Source organism: Amycolatopsis sp. WAC 01376, from assembly GCF_003947415.1.
GTDB lineage: Bacteria > Actinomycetota > Actinomycetes > Mycobacteriales > Pseudonocardiaceae > Amycolatopsis.
This window is the reverse complement of record NZ_QHKL01000003.1, coordinates 37175-53125: the sequence shown is the minus strand read 5'-3', so window position 1 is coordinate 53125 and position 15951 is coordinate 37175. Positions and strand designations below refer to the sequence as shown.

The following is a 15951-nucleotide window of genomic DNA, read 5'->3' as shown; positions in this document are numbered from 1 at the left end:
GGCGGGACTGTCCCGGCTTGTTCCGGCCAGCGGCCCTTCGACGTCGCGTCCCCGGCATGTCAGCGTCGTGGCGGTGCCGTGTCAGCCCAGTCGGCGATCGTTGCTCTCACAACGAAAGACCACCGCAACGAGGAGTTCCTCTCATGTCTGTCTTCCCCACGCCGTCACCGATCACCGCCACGCTGACCACCGCGGGCGCCCGGGTCCGCGTCACCGCGAGCGAACGTCCGGACACGGTCGTACTCGTCGAGCCGATCGACGCCGCGAGCAAGTCGGACGTGAAGGTCGCCGAGAACACCGAGGTCGGCTTCGACGGCGGCAAGCTGTCGATCGAGACGAAGAAGGCGGGTGGCAAGAACGGTTCGGTCGCGATCACCATCGAGGTGCCCACCGGTTCCCAGCTGGTCCTCAACACGGCCTGGTCGGACGTGACCGCCGAAGGCCGGTTCGGCGAGTGCGCGCTGGAGGTGTCGTCAGGCCGGATTCAGGTCGACCGCGTCGCGTCGGTGCGCGGGAACCTCGCGGCGGGCGAGATCGCGATCGGGCACGTCGCCGGCACCGTTGACGTCGACGGCGGCTCGGCCGGAGTGCGGATCGGCGAGGTCGAGGGCACCGTCCGATACGAGGGCGCGACCGGCAAGGTCTGGATCGGGCACGCCCGGTCCGACGTCACCCTCTCCGGTTCGAGCGGGAGTTTCGACATCGACCGCGCCGACGGCGACGTCGCCGCACAAGCCGCCAACTGTCCGATCCGCGTAGGCAGGCTGTCGCGCGGCGAGGCCGAGCTGATGAACGCGTCCGGCGGCATCGAGGTCGGGATCGAAGGGAACACCGCGTCGGTGGATGCCAAGAGCACCAAGGGATCCGTGCGCAACTCCTTCGCCACGGACGGCGGGCAGGGCGGGGTCAAGGTCTACGCCCGCACCCGGCTCGACGACATCGTCATCCACCGGGCGGCTTGAGTCCTGGTGTTGCGGGGTCGCGGGTTCGCGGTCTTTAGGCGGCAGTGCCTTCTAGGGTTTCTTCGGGACGCTTGGGTGGCGCTGCCGTCTTGGAGTGGTGAGGCGGGGCGGGTTGGGTTGGCGCAATTAGCCACCTAATTGCGAAGCGCTTCGCGCGCTTAAGAACGCTTCGCAACTTTCTCCACTTCGCGACTTTCCCCGCTTCGCACGCTTCACGGCTTTCTCTGCACATGCATTTTGCGGACTTTCGAATGCTAGGCCGTTCGGGCTCGCACGCCTGTTCGATTCGGTGTATCGTTGGGGTCGTGGCCAGCAACGACGCAACCCCGACAACGCCCACCGAGTGGTGGCGCGTCGACACCGCGACGCTGCACGCCCGCAAACAAGAACTCGAAATCATCAAACGACAAGCGGATGCGGAACAGAACGCGATCCTCGCGGAAATCAATTCCCGCGGCGTACGCGGATGCAGCGGCCATTCGACACTAGCGGCACTGATCTTCGAGGACTTCCACGTGACGGACAAGGAAGCCAGCGCCCGCGCCGCCGCCGTCCTCGCCCTGCACCCCGGCCCGTCCATCGGCGGAGACCCCGAACCACCGCTGGCGCCGCTGACCGCCGCAGCCGCCGCGGAGGGCGCGATCGGGAGTTCGCAGATCGACGCGATCATCCGCACTCTCGCGCGCATCCCCTCGACTGTGCCCGAGGAGGACGTGCGAGCCGGAGAGAAGATCCTGGTCGATCTGGCTCGTCACGCGGGGCCGCGGCAGATCGCCCGCGCCGGACGCCGCCTGCTGGACGAACTCGACCCCGACGGCAAAGAACCCCGCAACGAGGATCCGAAGGATGTCCGGCCGGAGATGCGGTTCGTCCAACACCGCGACGGCACCCTCGGCTTGAAAGCCACCCTCGACCTCGAAACCTACGCCCGCCTCAAATCCGACCTCGACCCCATGGCCAAACCCCACAAAGCCATCGACGGCATCCGTGACTCCCGCACCCAAGACGAACGCTACGGCGACGCCTTCACCGACTACGTCCGCCTGAAAACCACCAGCCGCAACCTCCCCGGCCAAGCCGGCGAAGCCACCCACATCCTCGTCACCATGTCCTACGACGACCTCATCCGCGACATCGGCGAAGCCCACCTCGACCTCGTCGGGCCGATCAGCGCCACCGACGCCCGCATCCTCGCCTGCGACGCCCGCGTCCGACCCGGCGTCCTCGGCACCGCAGGCGAACCCTTGGACATCGGCCGCTCCAAACGCACCGTCTCCCTCGCCCAAAAATACGCGTTAACCATCCGCGACGGCGGCTGCGCCTTCCCCGGCTGCGACATGCCCGTACCGCGCTGCACCGCCCATCACATCGTCTTCTGGCGCCACCACGGCGAAACCAAGATCGACAACCTCGTACTGCTCTGCACCCGGCATCACCGGCTCATCCACCACAGCAAATGGAAAGTCCACATCGCCCAAGACGGACTACCCGAATTCACCGCCCCCACCTACCTCGACCCCGCCGGAACACCACGAAGGAACACCATGCACCTCAGGATTTAAGCCGACCACCCGATCTATCCACCCCTGGGACATAAGGACAACGTGCCGACACCGCGACGCTCTCGATATGGTGCCGCAGGGTACGTCACCGATCCGCAGACTTATTGAGGGGTAAGGCAAACGTGTCGTGTCTCGGACGAGACGGTGGGCTGGGTGACGTGACACCCGTACTCGCGTGTTCAAACCCGATCTCGCGTGTTTGTAGACGGAACTCGTGTGTTCAGGCTCCGCACTCCCGAGTGCGGCGTCAAGGCACGCGAATCACGCCTTACCGAAGTACATGAAGGCCACGGAGGTCACAACCGTCCCACCGTCACCAGGGAACACATCCGACGGTAGCGAAAGCCTCCTCAACCACCATCAAGGTAGGCAAAGAGGCTTTCACTACCAGGAGAACGCGTACGCAGCAGCGACACCGGCCCCACGCCAAGACACGTTTGACTTACCCCTCAATAAAACAGTTCACCTTGGAGTCGCTCGATGAGGTTGGATTGGGAAGGCTGCCTCAACGGCCGTGACGTAGGCGGACTGCCCTCTGCTGACGGCCAACGGGTCCGTTTCGGCGCGCTTCTCCGGTCGGACAGCCACAATCGGTTGACCGCCGGTGGGATAGCGGCGGTTCGCGCGGCGGGGACCGGTCGCATCTTGGACCTCCGATGGGCGCGAGAGACCGCGCGGGAGCCCAGTCCGTTCGCGGACGATCCCGGTTATCTCAACGCGCCCCTGATTGCCGAACTGGCGGAACAAGGCACCACCATGCCGGATGCCTACCGGTCCATGCTCGACGACAACCAACGCCAGATCACGGACGTCTTCCTGCGGCTGGGTGACGCGCCACCCGGTCCGATCGCGGTGCACTGCAGCGCCGGGCGAGACCGGACGGGGTGCTCGTGGCGCTGGCGCTGAGCGTCGCGGGCGTGCCCGCCGCGTCGATCGCCGCGGACTACGCGCGCACGGATGGTTGCAGTGGCGCCACAATCCTCCGGACGCTGGCCCACCTGGAAGACCGTCATGGAGGTGTGCCGGCTTACCTGCTGACGGGCGGCGCGACCGAGCGCCAGCTCAGGCGGCTAAGGAGTCACCTACTTACCTGAAGCCGACCCTCGTGAAGCGAACCGGTCCAGCGCCGCGAGTTTCCAGGCCCGTTTCACGTCGCTCGACCGATGCCCGGAGCCGTCGTCGATCAGCAGTTCCGCCCCGGGCCAGGCGCGGGCGAGTTCCCAGGCGGTGTCCACCGGGCAGCTCAGGTCCCGGCGTCCGTGGATCAGCACACCGGGGATGTCCCGCAACAGGACGGCGTCGCGGATCAGTGCGCCGGGGTCCAGCCAGCCGGCGTGGGAATAGTAGTGCGTGACGATGCGCGCGAAGGCCAGTTCCCAGTCGCCGATCGGACCATTGTGGACGGTCGCGCCGGGTTCCAGTGAGAGCACGGTGTCCTCCCAGGCACACCAGGAGCGAGCGGCCTCGGTCCGCACGTGCGGGTCGGGATCTTCCATGAGCCGCGCGTAGGCCGCGACGAGGTCACCGGAGAGATCGCCGCGGAAGCGAGCCCATTCTTCGGGGAAGAACCGGCCGGCGCCGCGGTACAGCCAGTCGATCTCGGAAGGCCGTGTCGTGCTGATCGCGCTGACGACGATCTCGGTGACCCGCTCCGGGAACCGTTCGGCGTAGGCGAGCGCGAGCGTCGTACCCCACGAACCGCCGGTGACGAGCCAGCGTTCGATACCCAGGTGTTCCCGCAGCCGTTCCATGTCGGCGACGAGATGGTGGGTCGTGTTGTGCCGCATGTCGGTCGCGGGGTCGCTCGCGTGCGGGGTGCTGCGGCCGCAGCCGCGTTGGTCGAACAGCACCGCGCGGTAGCGGGCCGGGTCGAACATCCGCCGCATGCCCGGCGTGCAGCCCTGCCCGGGGCCACCGTGCAGCATGACCGCCGGTTTGCCGTCCGGGTTCCCGCAGGTCTCCCAATAGACGAAGTTGCCGTCACCTACATCGAGCAGTCCTTTGTCATAAGGCTCGGCAGGGGGATACAGATCGATCATGAACCAACCCTAGACGGTCAGTGAGACCACGAAACACTTTCGCCGCAACGAAGTTCAGCACACCGGCCCTTTCCCCGCCGCGCTCGGAGGAGGAGATTCGGAGGTACCGGCGAAATCCCCGGAAACGGAGAGACATGGCGGTCGACGGCATGGACTTCACCCTTGGGGTGGAGGAAGAGTTCGTCCTTCTCGACCCGGTGGACGGCGCGGTCGCGTTGCGGGCCCCCGAACTTCTCGCGAGTCTCGCTTCCGGGCCGGACGTCAGCGGTGAGCTGATGCGGTTCCAGATCGAGACCGCGACCGGCGTCTGCCGCGGCCTCGACGAGGTGCGCTCGGAGCTGACGCGGTTGCGGCAGACCGTCGCGACGGCGGCGGAGGCCGACGGTTGCCTCATGGTGGCGGCGGGGATCCCGCCCGGCGACCTGAGGGGAGACACGCTCACCCCCGAACCGCGGTACCGGCGGATGGCACAGGCGTTCCCGGAGCTGATCGACGAGGCGGGGACGTGTGCCTGTCATGTGCACGTCGGCCTGCCGTCGCGGGAGCTCGGCGCGCGGATCCTCACCGGGCTGCGGCCGTGGCTCGCCCCGTTGCTGGCGCTCAGCGTGAACTCCCCGGTGGAGCGCGGCGCCGACTCCGGGTGGTCGAGCAGGCGCTTTCCGATCTGGGACCGCTGGCCGACGGCGAAACCGCCGGACGAATGGTCCGGCGCGGCCGCGTACGACCGGAGTATCGGCGACGCCTTGCGCCGAGGCGACGCGCTCGACGCGGCGGGGGTGTACTTCTACGCCCGCCTTTCCCCTCGCCATCCCACGGTCGAGGTGCGGATCGCCGACGTCTGCCTTGCCGCCGACGACGCGGTGCTCCTCGCCGCGTTGGTGCGCGGACTGGTCGCGACCTGCGCCGTGACGACGAGGCCGCCGCGGGCCCGCGGGTCCCGGATCGGTGCGGCTTTGACGGCCGCCGCGCGCCGGGGTCTCGACGGGCCGGGCGTCGACGTCTTCACCGGCAGGGAGGCCGATCAGCGCGATCTGCTCCGCGAACTGGTCGATTTCGTCCGGCCGGCGCTCAAGGCCGCGGGCGACGAGGAAGACGTCGAGCGGGGGTTGGACGCGGTGTTCGAACACGGGACCGGCGCTGCCCGGCAGCGCCGGTTGTTCGCGGAAGCCGCTTCGCCGGGCGAGTTCGCCGCGGAGCTCGCCCACGCGACGATGAACGTCCCGACCCGGTGAACCGAACCGGCGTCACAGCCAGCCGGACTCCTTGGCGATCCGCACCGCGTCGACCCGGTTGCGGGCGCTGAGCTTCGACACGATGGTCGTCAGGTAGTTCCGCACGGTGCCGGCGGACAGGAACAGTTCGGCCGCGATCTCGGTCGGGTCGGAGCCGACCGACGCGAGCCGGAGCACCTCGATCTCGCGGGCGGTGAGCGGGCATTCCTCGCTGTCCCAGGCGGCGAGCGCCAGATCGCCGTCGACGACGCGGCCTTCGGCGGCGACCCCGCGGATCGCGTTGGCGAGCCTGTCGGCGGGTGCGTCCTTGCGCAGGAAACCGTTGACCTTCGCGGCCAGGGCCCGCCGAAGGGTTCCCGGGCTGCCGAGTGAGGTGAGGATCAGCGTGCGCACGCCAGGCAGTTGTTCGTGCAGTTCGGCGGCGGCGGTGAGCCCGTCCTTGCCAGGCAGGTCGATGTCGATGAGCGCGATGTCGGGATTCGCGGATCGCGCGAGCGGGAGGATCTCGTCGCCGCTGGCGCATTCGGCGACGACCTCGATGTCGGGTTCCAAACCGAGCAGCGCGACCAGGGCCCCACGGACAATGTGCATGTCCTCGGCCACCAGGACCTTGATCATCGACCCCATCTGCCTTTCGCCGCTTCCCGCCCCCGAGCCGCCGATACTATCCTCACACACACGTTCCGCGAAATGGAAACCGGCCCTTGACCGCCACGGGGGGACGCGGTCAAGGGCCGGTTCTGTGTTGCCGCGGGAATACGTTCTTCGGACCGCGCCAACACGGCCGGGGAAGTTCCGGCGTGAATGCGCTACCAGGAATTCTGCGAGCATCGGCCGGTGAGATCCAGTGTGCCCAGCACCGCCGGACCGTGGTTTTCGCATGTCCGGGACCCCGTGAAATTTTCACGTCGGCGCACACATGAATCCATATCCGGCGGTGAATCAAGCACTTCAGGAGAAGCGGCGGCGAACACTAGTGTCGAAACCGCAAAGCAAGCCAGAATTCCTCGAGCGAAAGGACGGTACAATGGATGAGACTGTCCGGCGAGCCGTGGAGCGAGCCATTGGGGCCATGAACGAGAAACTGGGCGAAGAGCTCACTATCGATGACATCGCCCGTGCGGCGACGTTCAGCAAATTCCATTTCACCAGGGTGTTCCAGCAGGCCACCGGCGTCTCGCCCGGCCGGTTCCTGTCCGCGCTGCGGCTCGACGAGGCCAAGAGCCTGCTGTTGACGACCTCGATCACGGTCGCCGACATCAGCCGCCAGGTGGGCTACAACAGTGTCGGCACCTTCAGCACGCGGTTCAGCAGCCGGGTCGGCCTCTCCCCGTCCGCGTACCGACGGCAGGGCGGGTTCCAGCGCCACCTCGCGGGCGATCCCCGTCCGGGCGCGAAGCGGGCCGTCGTCCGAGGGTTCGTGTCGGCGCCGCCGGAGATCTCGCCCGGCCTCGTCTTCGTCGGCCTCTTCCCGACGCGCATCCCCGAGGGCGCGCCCGTGCGTTACACGGTCATCGACGCCCCCGGCCCCTATCAGCTGACCGATGTCCCGGAAGGCACCTGGCACCTCGTCGCGCACTGCGTGACCGGCCCGCCCATGCGCCGCGGCACCGGGTACACCGGGCACCACGGCCCGATCACCGTCGAACCGGGCGTCTCCGCGCGGCTGGCGGATCTGCGGATGCGCCCCAAGCGCCTGTTCGACCCGCCGGTCCTGCTCGCGCTGCCCGACCTGCGGCACCGGCCGGAGCCGTTCAGGCGCGCGGCCTGATCTTCTCCCGGATGTCAGGAAAGGGTCGTTCAGGACGAAAAACGTCTTGAACGACCCTTTCCTGACATCTGCGGCACCTCAGGCGGACAGGCGGCCCGCCGCGGGGGCCAGCCCGTCCCGGATGTTCTGCCGCCACAGTTCATAGGCGGGCGTCCCGTCCGCGGCGTCCGCGGTGACCTCGGTCGAGTCGGCGAGGTCGACGGCCTCCTCGATGCTCAGCCCGGCGAGTGCCCGCGCGGCGAGGCGGGTGTGCGGCGGGACGAACGACGAGAACGTCCTCGCCTTCACCGCGAACACGACACCGAGGCCGAGTTCGTCCTGGTGCTCCCCCGCCGACTCGCGCAGCCTCACCAGTCCCGGCCGGTCGCAGCCGCCCGCGAAGGTCGAAGCCAGCCCGACCCCGCTCCACAGGTCCGGGCGGCGTCCGGCGGGGAAGCGGTTCACCGCCGCGGCGACCTTCACCGGGTCGCCACCGTTGATGAACCACAGCGCCCGCCCGATGCCCTGGTCGCAGGCGCGCGGGAAGTACGCGGGGGCGCCCGCCCACGGGTACGGCTTGGGGACGAACTGCTCCTCGACCCACTTGCGCGTGTCGAAGTAGGCGCGATCGAAGGCGTAGCCGTCGACGGCCAGCCAGCTCATCGTCGGGTGGAACGGGACGCCGTCCAGTTCCGGCAGCACCTTCTTCCACAGCGGGCGGGGCAGCCGGGCCATCGCGAACCCGATGCCGATGTAGGTCAGGAACACGTGCGGGAGTCCGGGGCCGCTCATCAGTTCGGCCGTGCGGTCCGTCCGGCCGCCGGGCATGACGTCGAGGATGGTGAACGCCATCGCCGCGCCCTCGTAGGCGAACCCGCGCAGCTCCGGCTCGACCATGTCCAGCCGCCGCTCGGCCTCCCACAGCGCCGGCGCGTCGATCCCCCACTCGAAGCCGCACACCACCGACTGCGGGATCGACTCCAGACGGGCGGTCGCCGGCGTCGGCGATACTCCGAAGCCTCGCCCCTCGAAGCCGACCGAAGCCAGCGAAGGCGCGAACATGACCTTGCGCAGGGCACCCAGCAATGAGCTCATCACTTACGTCCTTTGTGGATAGTGTCGGCTTCGCGCGCGAACTCGGCTCATGCGAGGAGACCACGCCGCGCTCGACGGCCGATCGAGGTCGGCGCCCCGGTACCGCCGAACAGTCCAGCCGCGTCTTCGAAAGACGTCGAATTCACCCGTTCGCCGGACGAATTCACCGTAATGGAACGTGCTCAACAGGGAATGAAAACCACTTATGGCAATAGTTTTTACCGTCTTCTCACCTAACAGCGAGTAATCGATCGCTCTCAGTTTCACCATGGTCGAAGCCATGCCATCGTCGCAGCTCACCAGGGTTCCGCCCGGTCGAGCAGGCCGCCGAAAAAAGCGCAACCTTGTATCGTGCGATTCCGATTCACTCTTCCGGGTTTGCTATGTACACTGAGAGTTAGCGCGTTTCTGGGGAAGAGGAGGTCGGAGTGATCCGAGTCCTATTGGCCGAGGATATGCACATGGTCCGCGGCGCCTTGGTCGCTCTGCTGAACCTCGAACAGGACATCGAGGTGGTCGCGGAGGTCTGCTCGGGCGACAAGATCCTTCCGATGGCCGCGGAGTATCTGCCGGACGTCGCGATCATCGACATCGACCTGCCCGCCAAGGACGGGCTCGCCGCCGCTTCCGAGCTCTATCAGCAACTTCCGAGCGTCCGCACGCTGATCCTCACCTCGCTCGGCCGCCCGGGCACGGTACGCCGCGCGCTCGACGCGAAGGTGAACGGTTTCCTGCTCAAGGACGCGCCCGCCGACAAGCTCGCCAACGCCGTCCGCTCGGTCGCCATCGGCCGCCGCGTCATCGACAGTGAACTCGCGCTGTCCGCATGGGAAACCGAGGATTGCCCGCTGACCCCGCGGGAAGCCGAGATCCTCCGCCTCGCCGCGAACGGGCGCACGGTCGCCGACATCGCGGCGGAGCTGTTCCTGTCACCGGGAACCGTGCGGAACTATCTCGCCACGGTGGTCACGAAACTCAACGCCCGCAACCGGGTGGACGCCATCCGCATCGCCACCGATTCCGACTGGCTCTGACCCTTTCCGCGTCTTCTCTTTTGCCACAACCGGTTCTCCGCTCCAGGTCGTGACGATCGCATACGGGGCAACGAAGAAATCACCGTCCGCCGGGTGTTTCCGGCACTGTTCCGAAGGTTCCGCCTCTGTCACCGTCATTGAGGGGGATTCCGCCGGAGGGGCAGGGATGCACGCGATGACCATCGGACCAGGTGACACGGCCAGGGTTCTGGGGCCGCTCGAGCTGCACATCGGCGGTGTCGATCGCGCGCCGAGCACGCCGAAACTCCTGCAACTGCTGGCGATGCTGCTCATCCGTCCCGGCAAGACGGTCCACGTCGACTCGCTGGTCCACGAGCTGTGGAACGACACGCCGCCGCGCAGTGTCCGCCGGACCCTGCACACCTACGTCCATCACCTCCGCCGCCATCTCGACCCGGACGGCGCCGGTGGCCTGCTGGTCACCAGCGCGCCCGGTTACCGGCTCGACATCGACGCGGGCGTGGTCGACGTGTCGGAGTTCCACCGGCTTCACCGCCTCGGCCGCGACCTGCTGGACGAAGGCGACAACGCGGCGGCCGCGCACGCGTTCCGCACCGCGCTGGACCTGTGGTCCGGTCCCCCGCTGGCGAACATCCACTGTGGACCGACCTTGGCCGCCTACACCGTCTATCTCCTGGAGCATCGGCGCAACGCCCGTGACCTGTGGATCGAGGCCGAGATCCGCGCCGGGAACCACCGGGAGATGCTCGGCGTGCTGCGCTCGCTCACCACCGCCGACCCGTTCGACGAAACCCTGCACGCCCAGCTGATCCGCGCGCTCGGGCTCAGCGGGAGGCGCAGCGACGCGCTCGCGACGTTCGAGTGGCTGCGGACCCGGCTGGAGGACGAACTGGGGGTGAAACCCTGCGCCGAGCTGCGGGAGCTGCATCGCGAACTGCTTTCCGAGGGACACCCCGTCCGCTGAACGAGCACCACCCCGTCACCAGATCAAGGAAGTTGAGGAGTCAAGCATGACCGCTCGCACCTACGGCCAGTTCTGCGGCCTCGCCCGCGCGCTCGAGATCATCGGGGAACGCTGGTCCCTGCTCGTGATCCGCGACCTGGTGCTCGGCCCGAAGCGTTTCGACGAGCTGCAGCACGGCCTGCCGAAGATCCCGACGAGCATCCTGTCGACCCGGCTCAACGAACTCGAACGGCACGGCGTCGTCCAGCGCCGGGTGCTCTCGCAGCTCGACGCCGGGGTGGTCTACGAGCTCACCGAGTACGGCAACGACCTCGACCAGATCCTGCTGCAGCTGGGCCTGTGGGGCGCCCGGTCGCTGACCGACCCGGCGGCCGACGACCTGTTCACCCTCGACGCGGCCATCCTGTCGCTCTACACGACGTTCCAGCCGGACGCCGCCCGCGGCATCCAGTGCTCGTTCGAGCTCCACTACGGCGATCAGATGATCGTCCACGCGGTGATCGACGACGGCGCGGTGACCGCGGGCGAGGGCCCGCTACCGGAGCCGGACCTCATCATCGAGCCGCGCGGCCCGGTCGTGCTCAAGCTGCTGAACGGCGAGCTGGACGCCGCGAGCGCGCTCACCTGCGGCGCGGTGGCCGTGAAGGGCGATCCGGCGATGCTGGAGCTGTTCACCCGGCTGTTCCACATCCCCTCGGCGCCGTCGAAGACCGAAGGGCTCGTCACGCACTGAAGATGACGTCCGCCATTCGGCACCTGCTTGCGGTCCTTGCACACGCGACGATCGCGACCAGGTGCCGAATCGCGTCATTCGAAGCGTGAGGTGTCGCCGGCGCCGCGCCGCACGATCTCCGGCTCCCCCGACGAGAAATCGATGACCGTGGTGGGTTCGACCCCGCATTCGCCGGAATCGATCACCGCGTCGACCACGTGCTCCAGGCGTTCCTTGATGTCCCAGCCCTGGGTCATCGGCTCCTCCTGGTCGGGCAGCAGCAGCGTGCTCGACAGCAGCGGCTCGCCGAGCTCGCCCAGCAGCGCCTGGGTGACCACGTGGTCCGGGATGCGCACGCCGACGGTCTTCTTCTTGGCGTGCAGCAGACGGCGCGGCACCTCCTTGGTCGCGGGCAGGATGAAGGTGTAGCTGCCCGGCGTCGACGCCTTGACCGCGCGGAAGACGGCGTTGTCCACGTGCACGAACTGGCCCAGCTGGGCGAAATCCTGGCACACCAGGGTGAAGTGGTGGCGGTCGTCCAGTTTGCGGATGCTCCGGATGCGGTCGATGCCCTGCCTGTTCCCCAGCTGGCAGCCGAGGGCGAAACAGGAGTCCGTCGGATACGCGATGAGCCCGTCTTCGCGCAGGATGCCGACGACCTGTCCGATCGCGCGTCGTTGCGGATTCTCCGGATGTACGTCGAAATACCTGGCCATGCGCCGAGCTTAGGGCCACCGGGCCGCGGCCGCCGCGAGAGCCCGCCCGGCAGGGCGTACACGGCGTACACAGTGGAACGGCGGATCGGCGCACGTCTTCCATCGTGGCGTCTTCCGCGATCGCGCTCATGGTCCGAACGAACCACACCCGCGTGGGTGATCGAGGCGATTTTCCCTGTCCCCAGCCGGGAAAGCGTCTCCCTTGCGGCCGTCCGCCCCTACCCGGAAGAAGCCACCGGGGTAACGAACATGGGTTAGGATCCGAATCACACGGCGATGGAAGGTCGTGCGGCGGCCTGCCACGGCCAACGCAGGGGGAAGCACGACGAAGACCGAGACTTCTTCTGTGACCACTGGGGTGCCTGTGCCGGAACAGCTCGCGGTGACCGCCGAACCTCTGGGTACCGCCGGGGTCGACCGGCGCCCCCGGCGGGCACTGTTCCTCGCCGGGCTGATCATCACCGTCGTCTTCGTCAACTCCTGTCTGTTCGGTCTCCTCGCGGTTCTGCTGCAGCCGGGGGTCGACTTCTGGCATGGCCTGCTGGCGGTGCTGTACGTCGGGCCCGTGCTGGCGATCCAGCTGCTGTTCTTCAGCCGTCCGGCGGTCCGCCTGGACACCAGGCTCGCGAAAGCGATGCTGGTGGTGCAGGCGTGCCTGGCCTACCTGTCGACCGTGCACTTCGACGCGGCGCTGAGCTCGCTGACCACCCTCGCCGCGGGCAGCGCGCTGCTGCTGTTCCGGCCGAGGACGGGCTGGACCGTGTTCACCGTGTTCATGGCGGGCACGATCTGGATCCTGTGGACCTACGACGAGACCTGGCTCGGGGCGTTGTTCGACAGCGTCACCGCCGTCTTCTACGCCCTGGTCGTGTATCTGCTGACCTGGCTCGCGCGGCTGGTGACCGAGCTGCACCAGGCCAGGACCGAACTGGCGCGACGGGCCGTCGCGGAGCAGCGGCTGGCCTTCGCGAGGGACCTGCACGACCTGCTCGGGCTCAGCCTGTCGGCGATCGCGCTCAAGGGCGAGCTGGTGCACCGGCTGCTGCGCAAATCCCTGGACCAGGCGCGGGCGGAACTCGCCGAGATCACCGGGATCGCCCAGCGGACGCTGTCCGACGTGCGGTCGGTGGCCAGGGGCTACCGGGAGCTTTCGCTCGACAAGGAATCACGGACCGCGGTGTCGCTGCTCTCGGCGTCGAACGTCGCGGTGCGGCTCGACCTCGAACAGGTCGAGCTGCCGGTGAAGCTGCGCACCCTGCTGGCGAAGGTGCTCCGCGAGGGTGTCACGAACGTGCTCCGCTACACCGGCGTCGAGCACTGTGAGATCACCGTGCGCGAGACCGGTGGCAGGGTCGCGCTGGAGATCGTGCACGACGGGACGGCGCACGAGGACGTCCCGGAGGAGACGGCGGAGAGCCTGCGTGAGGTGACCGAGGAGGTCGCCGGGCACGGCGGGAAGCTCGGCGCGGGCCCCGACGCGGCGGGCCGGTGGCGGCTGCACGCCGAACTCCCGGTGCCCGAGCAGGCCGAACCCGCCGAGGCGGCGCTGGAACAGGAGCCCGGCCACTGGTCCCGGATCGACGCCAGGAACGTCCAATGGACGATGTCCGCGGTCTTCCTCTTCTTCAGCCTCTCCGCGATGGCCCGGGCCTTCATGCTGACCGACGACGGCTGGTCCCTCGTCCTCATCGCCGGGTATCTCACCGCGTTGACCACGCTGCAACTGTCCTATTTCGCCCGGCCGAACGTCCGGTTGCGCTCGCGGCAGAGCTACGCGCTGCTGTTCGTGCAGGCCTGCCTGATCTTCCTGCCGCTGATCCCGCTCGGGCACGCCTGGGTGAGCCTGCCCAGCCTGTTCGCCGGCACCGCGCTGCTGGTGCTGCCGCCGCTGGCCGGATGGACGGCGTTCGCCGCGACCGCGGCGGGCGTGGTGCTGATCCGGATCGGCTACGGCACCGACTTCCTCGGCGGCTTCTACAGCTTCGCGTCCATCCTGAACACCGGGCTGATGGTCTTCGGTCTCATCTGGCTGATCCGGCTGGTGACCGAACTGGGCGAGACCAGGAAACGCCTCGCCGAGGTCGCGGTCGCCGAGGAGCGGCTGCGGTTCGCCCGCGACCTGCACGACCTGCTCGGGATGAGCCTCTCGGCGATCGCGCTGAAGAGCGAGCTGACCAGCCGGATCATGGACATCGACACCACCCGCGCCTCCGACGAGCTGCTGGAGATCCTCGGGCTGACCAGGCAGGCGCTGGGCGACGTCCGCTCGGTGGCCAGCGGCTACCGTGAACTGTCGCTGGATCAGGAGTCCCGTTCGGCGCAGGCCGTGCTGGTGGCCGCCGACGTCCAGGTGCGGCTGGAGATCGAGCAGGGCGACCTGCCGACGACGGTGCGGACGGTACTGGCCGTGGTGCTGCGCGAAGGCGTGACGAACGTGTTGCGGCACAGCAAGGTCGAACGCTGCGAGATCGCCGTGCGGCGGACCGTGAACGGTGTCGCGCTCGACATCGTCAACGACGGCGTCCAGAACGGACGGCCGCCGAATCCGGGACGGCCGGAGCGGCAGGCGCGGGTCGAGGCCCCGGGCAGCGGCATCACGAACATGTCCGACCGCGTCGCCGGACTCGGCGGGGAGCTGACCGCCGGGGTCGAGGCCGACGGGCGGTTCCGGCTGCACGCCGTGGTGCCCGTCTAGATCCAGCCGGAGTCCCTGGCGATCCGGATCGCGTCGACCCGGTTGCGCGCGTTGAGCTTCGAAACGATCGTGGTCAGGTAGTTGCGCACGGTTCCGGTGGAGAGAAAGGCCTTCGCCGCGACCTCAAGGGTGTCGCGGCCTTCGGCGGTCAGCCGCAGGACGTCGATCTCCCGCGGGGTCAGCGGGCATTCCACGGTGTCCCAGGCGGCGAGTGCCAGGTCGCCGTCGACCATCCGGCGCCCGGCCGCCACACCGCGCACGGCGTTGGCGAGTTTCTCCGCGGGGGCGTCCTTCAACAGGAACCCGTTCACCTTGGCCGCCAGCGCCCGGCGGAGCGTGCCGGGCCTGCCGAGGCTGGTCAGGATCAGGGTCCTGACCTCGGGCAGCTGCTCGTGGAGTTCGGTGGCCGCGGTGAGCCCGTCCTTGCCGGGGAGGTCGATGTCGATGACCGCGACCTGCGTCCGGGAAACCCGCGCGGCGGCGAGGATCTCGTCACCGGAAGCCACTTCGGACACCACTTCGATGTCGGGCTCCAGCCGCAGCAGCGCCACGAGCGCTCCCCTGACGATATGCATGTCTTCGGCCACCAGGACTCTGATCACCATCGCGCCATCCCCTCACGCGCACCCCCATGGCCCCCAACATAAACACGCCCGGACGGAACGCGTTCCACCGTTCGGGTGGTGCGTCGGTCCGGTCCGTTTTGGGGACGTCACGGCAAAAGCGGCGCGGGGCGACCGGTTCCGCAGTCGGTCGGCTACTTTCCGTCGACATGCCTGACCGCCGCTCGCCTTCGGGGCGCGAGCGGCGGTCCGGTGAGGTGCGCTCAGCTCGCCTCGGCCAGTGGCGGAGCGGTGCAACAGGCTCCGGTGAAACAGTTGAAGACCTCACCACGCGGCTGATTGGTCCAGTTGTCGAAACGGTCGATCACCAGGTCGACCTGGTTTCCGGCGAAACCGGTGTCGATTCCCCGGACGGCGAAGAGCGAGCGGACGTTGTCGGTCACAGCGTTCTTCATCGAATGACTCCCAGGCTGTTCGGCGGTTTTCCTTCGCTGAGGGAATCGTGCTGCCCAGGGCCGGTTCGCGGCCAGTGCCATGCATCATCGCGGGGATGTGCTTTTCACCTACGCCAGAAGGTTCTCCTCGACTGCTCCACTTCCGCGCCCTCCGCTGTCGAACGGAGTAACAGAGGCTTTCGCCGGTGAC

The 15951-nt window shown here is 68.1% G+C and carries 15 protein-coding genes; 9 read left to right on the top strand and 6 right to left on the bottom strand.

What is annotated here, in order from left to right:
• Window positions 1-143 precede the first annotated feature (143 nt).
• The 3 genes from DMH03_RS16940 to DMH03_RS16930 all read left to right on the top strand — a co-directional run bounded on the left by DMH03_RS16940 (window position 144) and on the right by DMH03_RS16930 (window position 3430).
• Complete coding sequence (locus DMH03_RS16940; RefSeq protein WP_125793011.1) at window positions 144-962, top strand: DUF4097 family beta strand repeat-containing protein; 819 nt, start codon at window positions 144-146, stop codon at window positions 960-962.
• Window positions 963-1267: 305 nt separating this feature from the next.
• Entirely contained in the window at window positions 1268-2524 is a 1257-nt protein-coding gene (locus DMH03_RS16935) for an HNH endonuclease signature motif containing protein (protein ID WP_125793947.1), read from the top strand.
• A 480-nt stretch (window positions 2525-3004) separates the two neighbouring features.
• Entirely contained in the window at window positions 3005-3430 is a 426-nt protein-coding gene (locus tag DMH03_RS16930; RefSeq protein ID WP_233611541.1) for a tyrosine-protein phosphatase, read from the top strand.
• A gap of 176 nt (window positions 3431-3606) precedes the next feature.
• Here DMH03_RS16930 and pip read toward each other — a convergent pair whose 3' ends face one another.
• The gene (gene pip, locus DMH03_RS16925; protein ID WP_125793010.1) at window positions 3607-4563 is read right to left on the bottom strand and encodes a prolyl aminopeptidase; all 957 of its coding nucleotides are present in this window, start codon (window positions 4561-4563) and stop codon (window positions 3607-3609) included.
• 134 nt (window positions 4564-4697) lie between these two features.
• Here pip and DMH03_RS16920 point away from each other — a divergent pair, with 134 nt between their 5' ends.
• Window positions 4698-5795 carry a glutamate--cysteine ligase gene (locus DMH03_RS16920; RefSeq protein WP_125793009.1) on the top strand — a complete coding sequence of 366 codons (1098 nt, stop codon included), beginning with the start codon at window positions 4698-4700 and terminating at the stop codon, window positions 5793-5795.
• Between the two features lie 12 nt (window positions 5796-5807).
• On the opposite strand, the gene DMH03_RS16915 is transcribed toward DMH03_RS16920, so the two are convergent.
• Window positions 5808-6413 (bottom strand): DNA-binding response regulator, encoded by a 606-nt coding sequence (locus DMH03_RS16915; RefSeq protein WP_125793008.1) that lies wholly within the window; start codon window positions 6411-6413, stop codon window positions 5808-5810.
• A gap of 454 nt (window positions 6414-6867) precedes the next feature.
• Here DMH03_RS16915 and DMH03_RS16910 point away from each other — a divergent pair, with 454 nt between their 5' ends.
• Window positions 6868-7566: an AraC family transcriptional regulator gene (locus DMH03_RS16910; RefSeq protein WP_125793007.1), complete on the top strand. Its 699-nt coding sequence runs from the start codon at window positions 6868-6870 to the stop codon at window positions 7564-7566.
• 78 nt (window positions 7567-7644) lie between these two features.
• Here the strand turns inward: DMH03_RS16910 and DMH03_RS16905 are convergent, their stop codons facing one another.
• Window positions 7645-8640, bottom strand: a complete 996-nt coding sequence (locus DMH03_RS16905; RefSeq protein ID WP_199748908.1) for a DUF1702 family protein — start codon at window positions 8638-8640, stop codon at window positions 7645-7647.
• A gap of 428 nt (window positions 8641-9068) precedes the next feature.
• On the opposite strand from DMH03_RS16905, the gene DMH03_RS16900 reads away from it, so the two are divergent.
• From DMH03_RS16900 to DMH03_RS16890, 3 genes are all read left to right on the top strand, one after another.
• Complete coding sequence (locus tag DMH03_RS16900; protein WP_125786028.1) at window positions 9069-9674, top strand: DNA-binding response regulator; 606 nt, start codon at window positions 9069-9071, stop codon at window positions 9672-9674.
• A gap of 166 nt (window positions 9675-9840) precedes the next feature.
• Window positions 9841-10620 carry an AfsR/SARP family transcriptional regulator gene (locus DMH03_RS16895; protein WP_125793005.1) on the top strand — a complete coding sequence of 260 codons (780 nt, stop codon included), beginning with the start codon at window positions 9841-9843 and terminating at the stop codon, window positions 10618-10620.
• Window positions 10621-10666: 46 nt separating this feature from the next.
• Entirely contained in the window at window positions 10667-11353 is a 687-nt protein-coding gene (locus tag DMH03_RS16890) for a winged helix-turn-helix transcriptional regulator (RefSeq protein WP_125793004.1), read from the top strand.
• A gap of 74 nt (window positions 11354-11427) precedes the next feature.
• Here the strand turns inward: DMH03_RS16890 and DMH03_RS16885 are convergent, their stop codons facing one another.
• Window positions 11428-12048 carry an L-threonylcarbamoyladenylate synthase gene (locus DMH03_RS16885; protein ID WP_125793003.1) on the bottom strand — a complete coding sequence of 207 codons (621 nt, stop codon included), beginning with the start codon at window positions 12046-12048 and terminating at the stop codon, window positions 11428-11430.
• A gap of 364 nt (window positions 12049-12412) precedes the next feature.
• On the opposite strand from DMH03_RS16885, the gene DMH03_RS16880 reads away from it, so the two are divergent.
• Window positions 12413-14743: a sensor histidine kinase gene (locus DMH03_RS16880; RefSeq protein ID WP_125793946.1), complete on the top strand. Its 2331-nt coding sequence runs from the start codon at window positions 12413-12415 to the stop codon at window positions 14741-14743.
• Here the strand turns inward: DMH03_RS16880 and DMH03_RS16875 are convergent.
• Window positions 14740-15348: a DNA-binding response regulator gene (locus DMH03_RS16875; protein WP_199748907.1), complete on the bottom strand. Its 609-nt coding sequence runs from the start codon at window positions 15346-15348 to the stop codon at window positions 14740-14742. The two genes, DMH03_RS16880 and DMH03_RS16875, sit on opposite strands and share 4 nt — an antisense overlap.
• Window positions 15349-15569: 221 nt before the next feature.
• On the bottom strand, window positions 15570-15761 hold the full coding sequence (locus DMH03_RS16870) for a hypothetical protein (protein ID WP_125793002.1): 192 nt from the start codon (window positions 15759-15761) through the stop codon (window positions 15570-15572).
• Between the last annotated feature and the right edge of the window lie 190 nt (window positions 15762-15951).

Bases quoted from the DNA above. Each gene is read 5' to 3' on its own strand.
- pip (WP_125793010.1), bottom strand. From the start codon at position 4,563: ATGATCGATCTGTATCCCCCTGCCGAGCCTTATGACAAAGGACTGCTC.
- DMH03_RS16870 (WP_125793002.1), bottom strand. From the start codon at position 15,761: ATGAAGAACGCTGTGACCGACAACGTCCGCTCGCTCTTCGCCGTCCGG.
- DMH03_RS16930 (WP_233611541.1), top strand. From the start codon at position 3,005: ATGAGGTTGGATTGGGAAGGCTGCCTCAACGGCCGTGACGTAGGCGGA.
- DMH03_RS16875 (WP_199748907.1), bottom strand. From the start codon at position 15,348: ATGGTGATCAGAGTCCTGGTGGCCGAAGACATGCATATCGTCAGGGGA.
- DMH03_RS16920 (WP_125793009.1), top strand. From the start codon at position 4,698: ATGGCGGTCGACGGCATGGACTTCACCCTTGGGGTGGAGGAAGAGTTC.
- DMH03_RS16915 (WP_125793008.1), bottom strand. From the start codon at position 6,413: ATGATCAAGGTCCTGGTGGCCGAGGACATGCACATTGTCCGTGGGGCC.
- DMH03_RS16895 (WP_125793005.1), top strand. From the start codon at position 9,841: ATGCACGCGATGACCATCGGACCAGGTGACACGGCCAGGGTTCTGGGG.
- DMH03_RS16890 (WP_125793004.1), top strand. From the start codon at position 10,667: ATGACCGCTCGCACCTACGGCCAGTTCTGCGGCCTCGCCCGCGCGCTC.
- DMH03_RS16885 (WP_125793003.1), bottom strand. From the start codon at position 12,048: ATGGCCAGGTATTTCGACGTACATCCGGAGAATCCGCAACGACGCGCG.
- DMH03_RS16910 (WP_125793007.1), top strand. From the start codon at position 6,868: ATGAACGAGAAACTGGGCGAAGAGCTCACTATCGATGACATCGCCCGT.
- DMH03_RS16905 (WP_199748908.1), bottom strand. From the start codon at position 8,640: ATGAGCTCATTGCTGGGTGCCCTGCGCAAGGTCATGTTCGCGCCTTCG.
- DMH03_RS16940 (WP_125793011.1), top strand. From the start codon at position 144: ATGTCTGTCTTCCCCACGCCGTCACCGATCACCGCCACGCTGACCACC.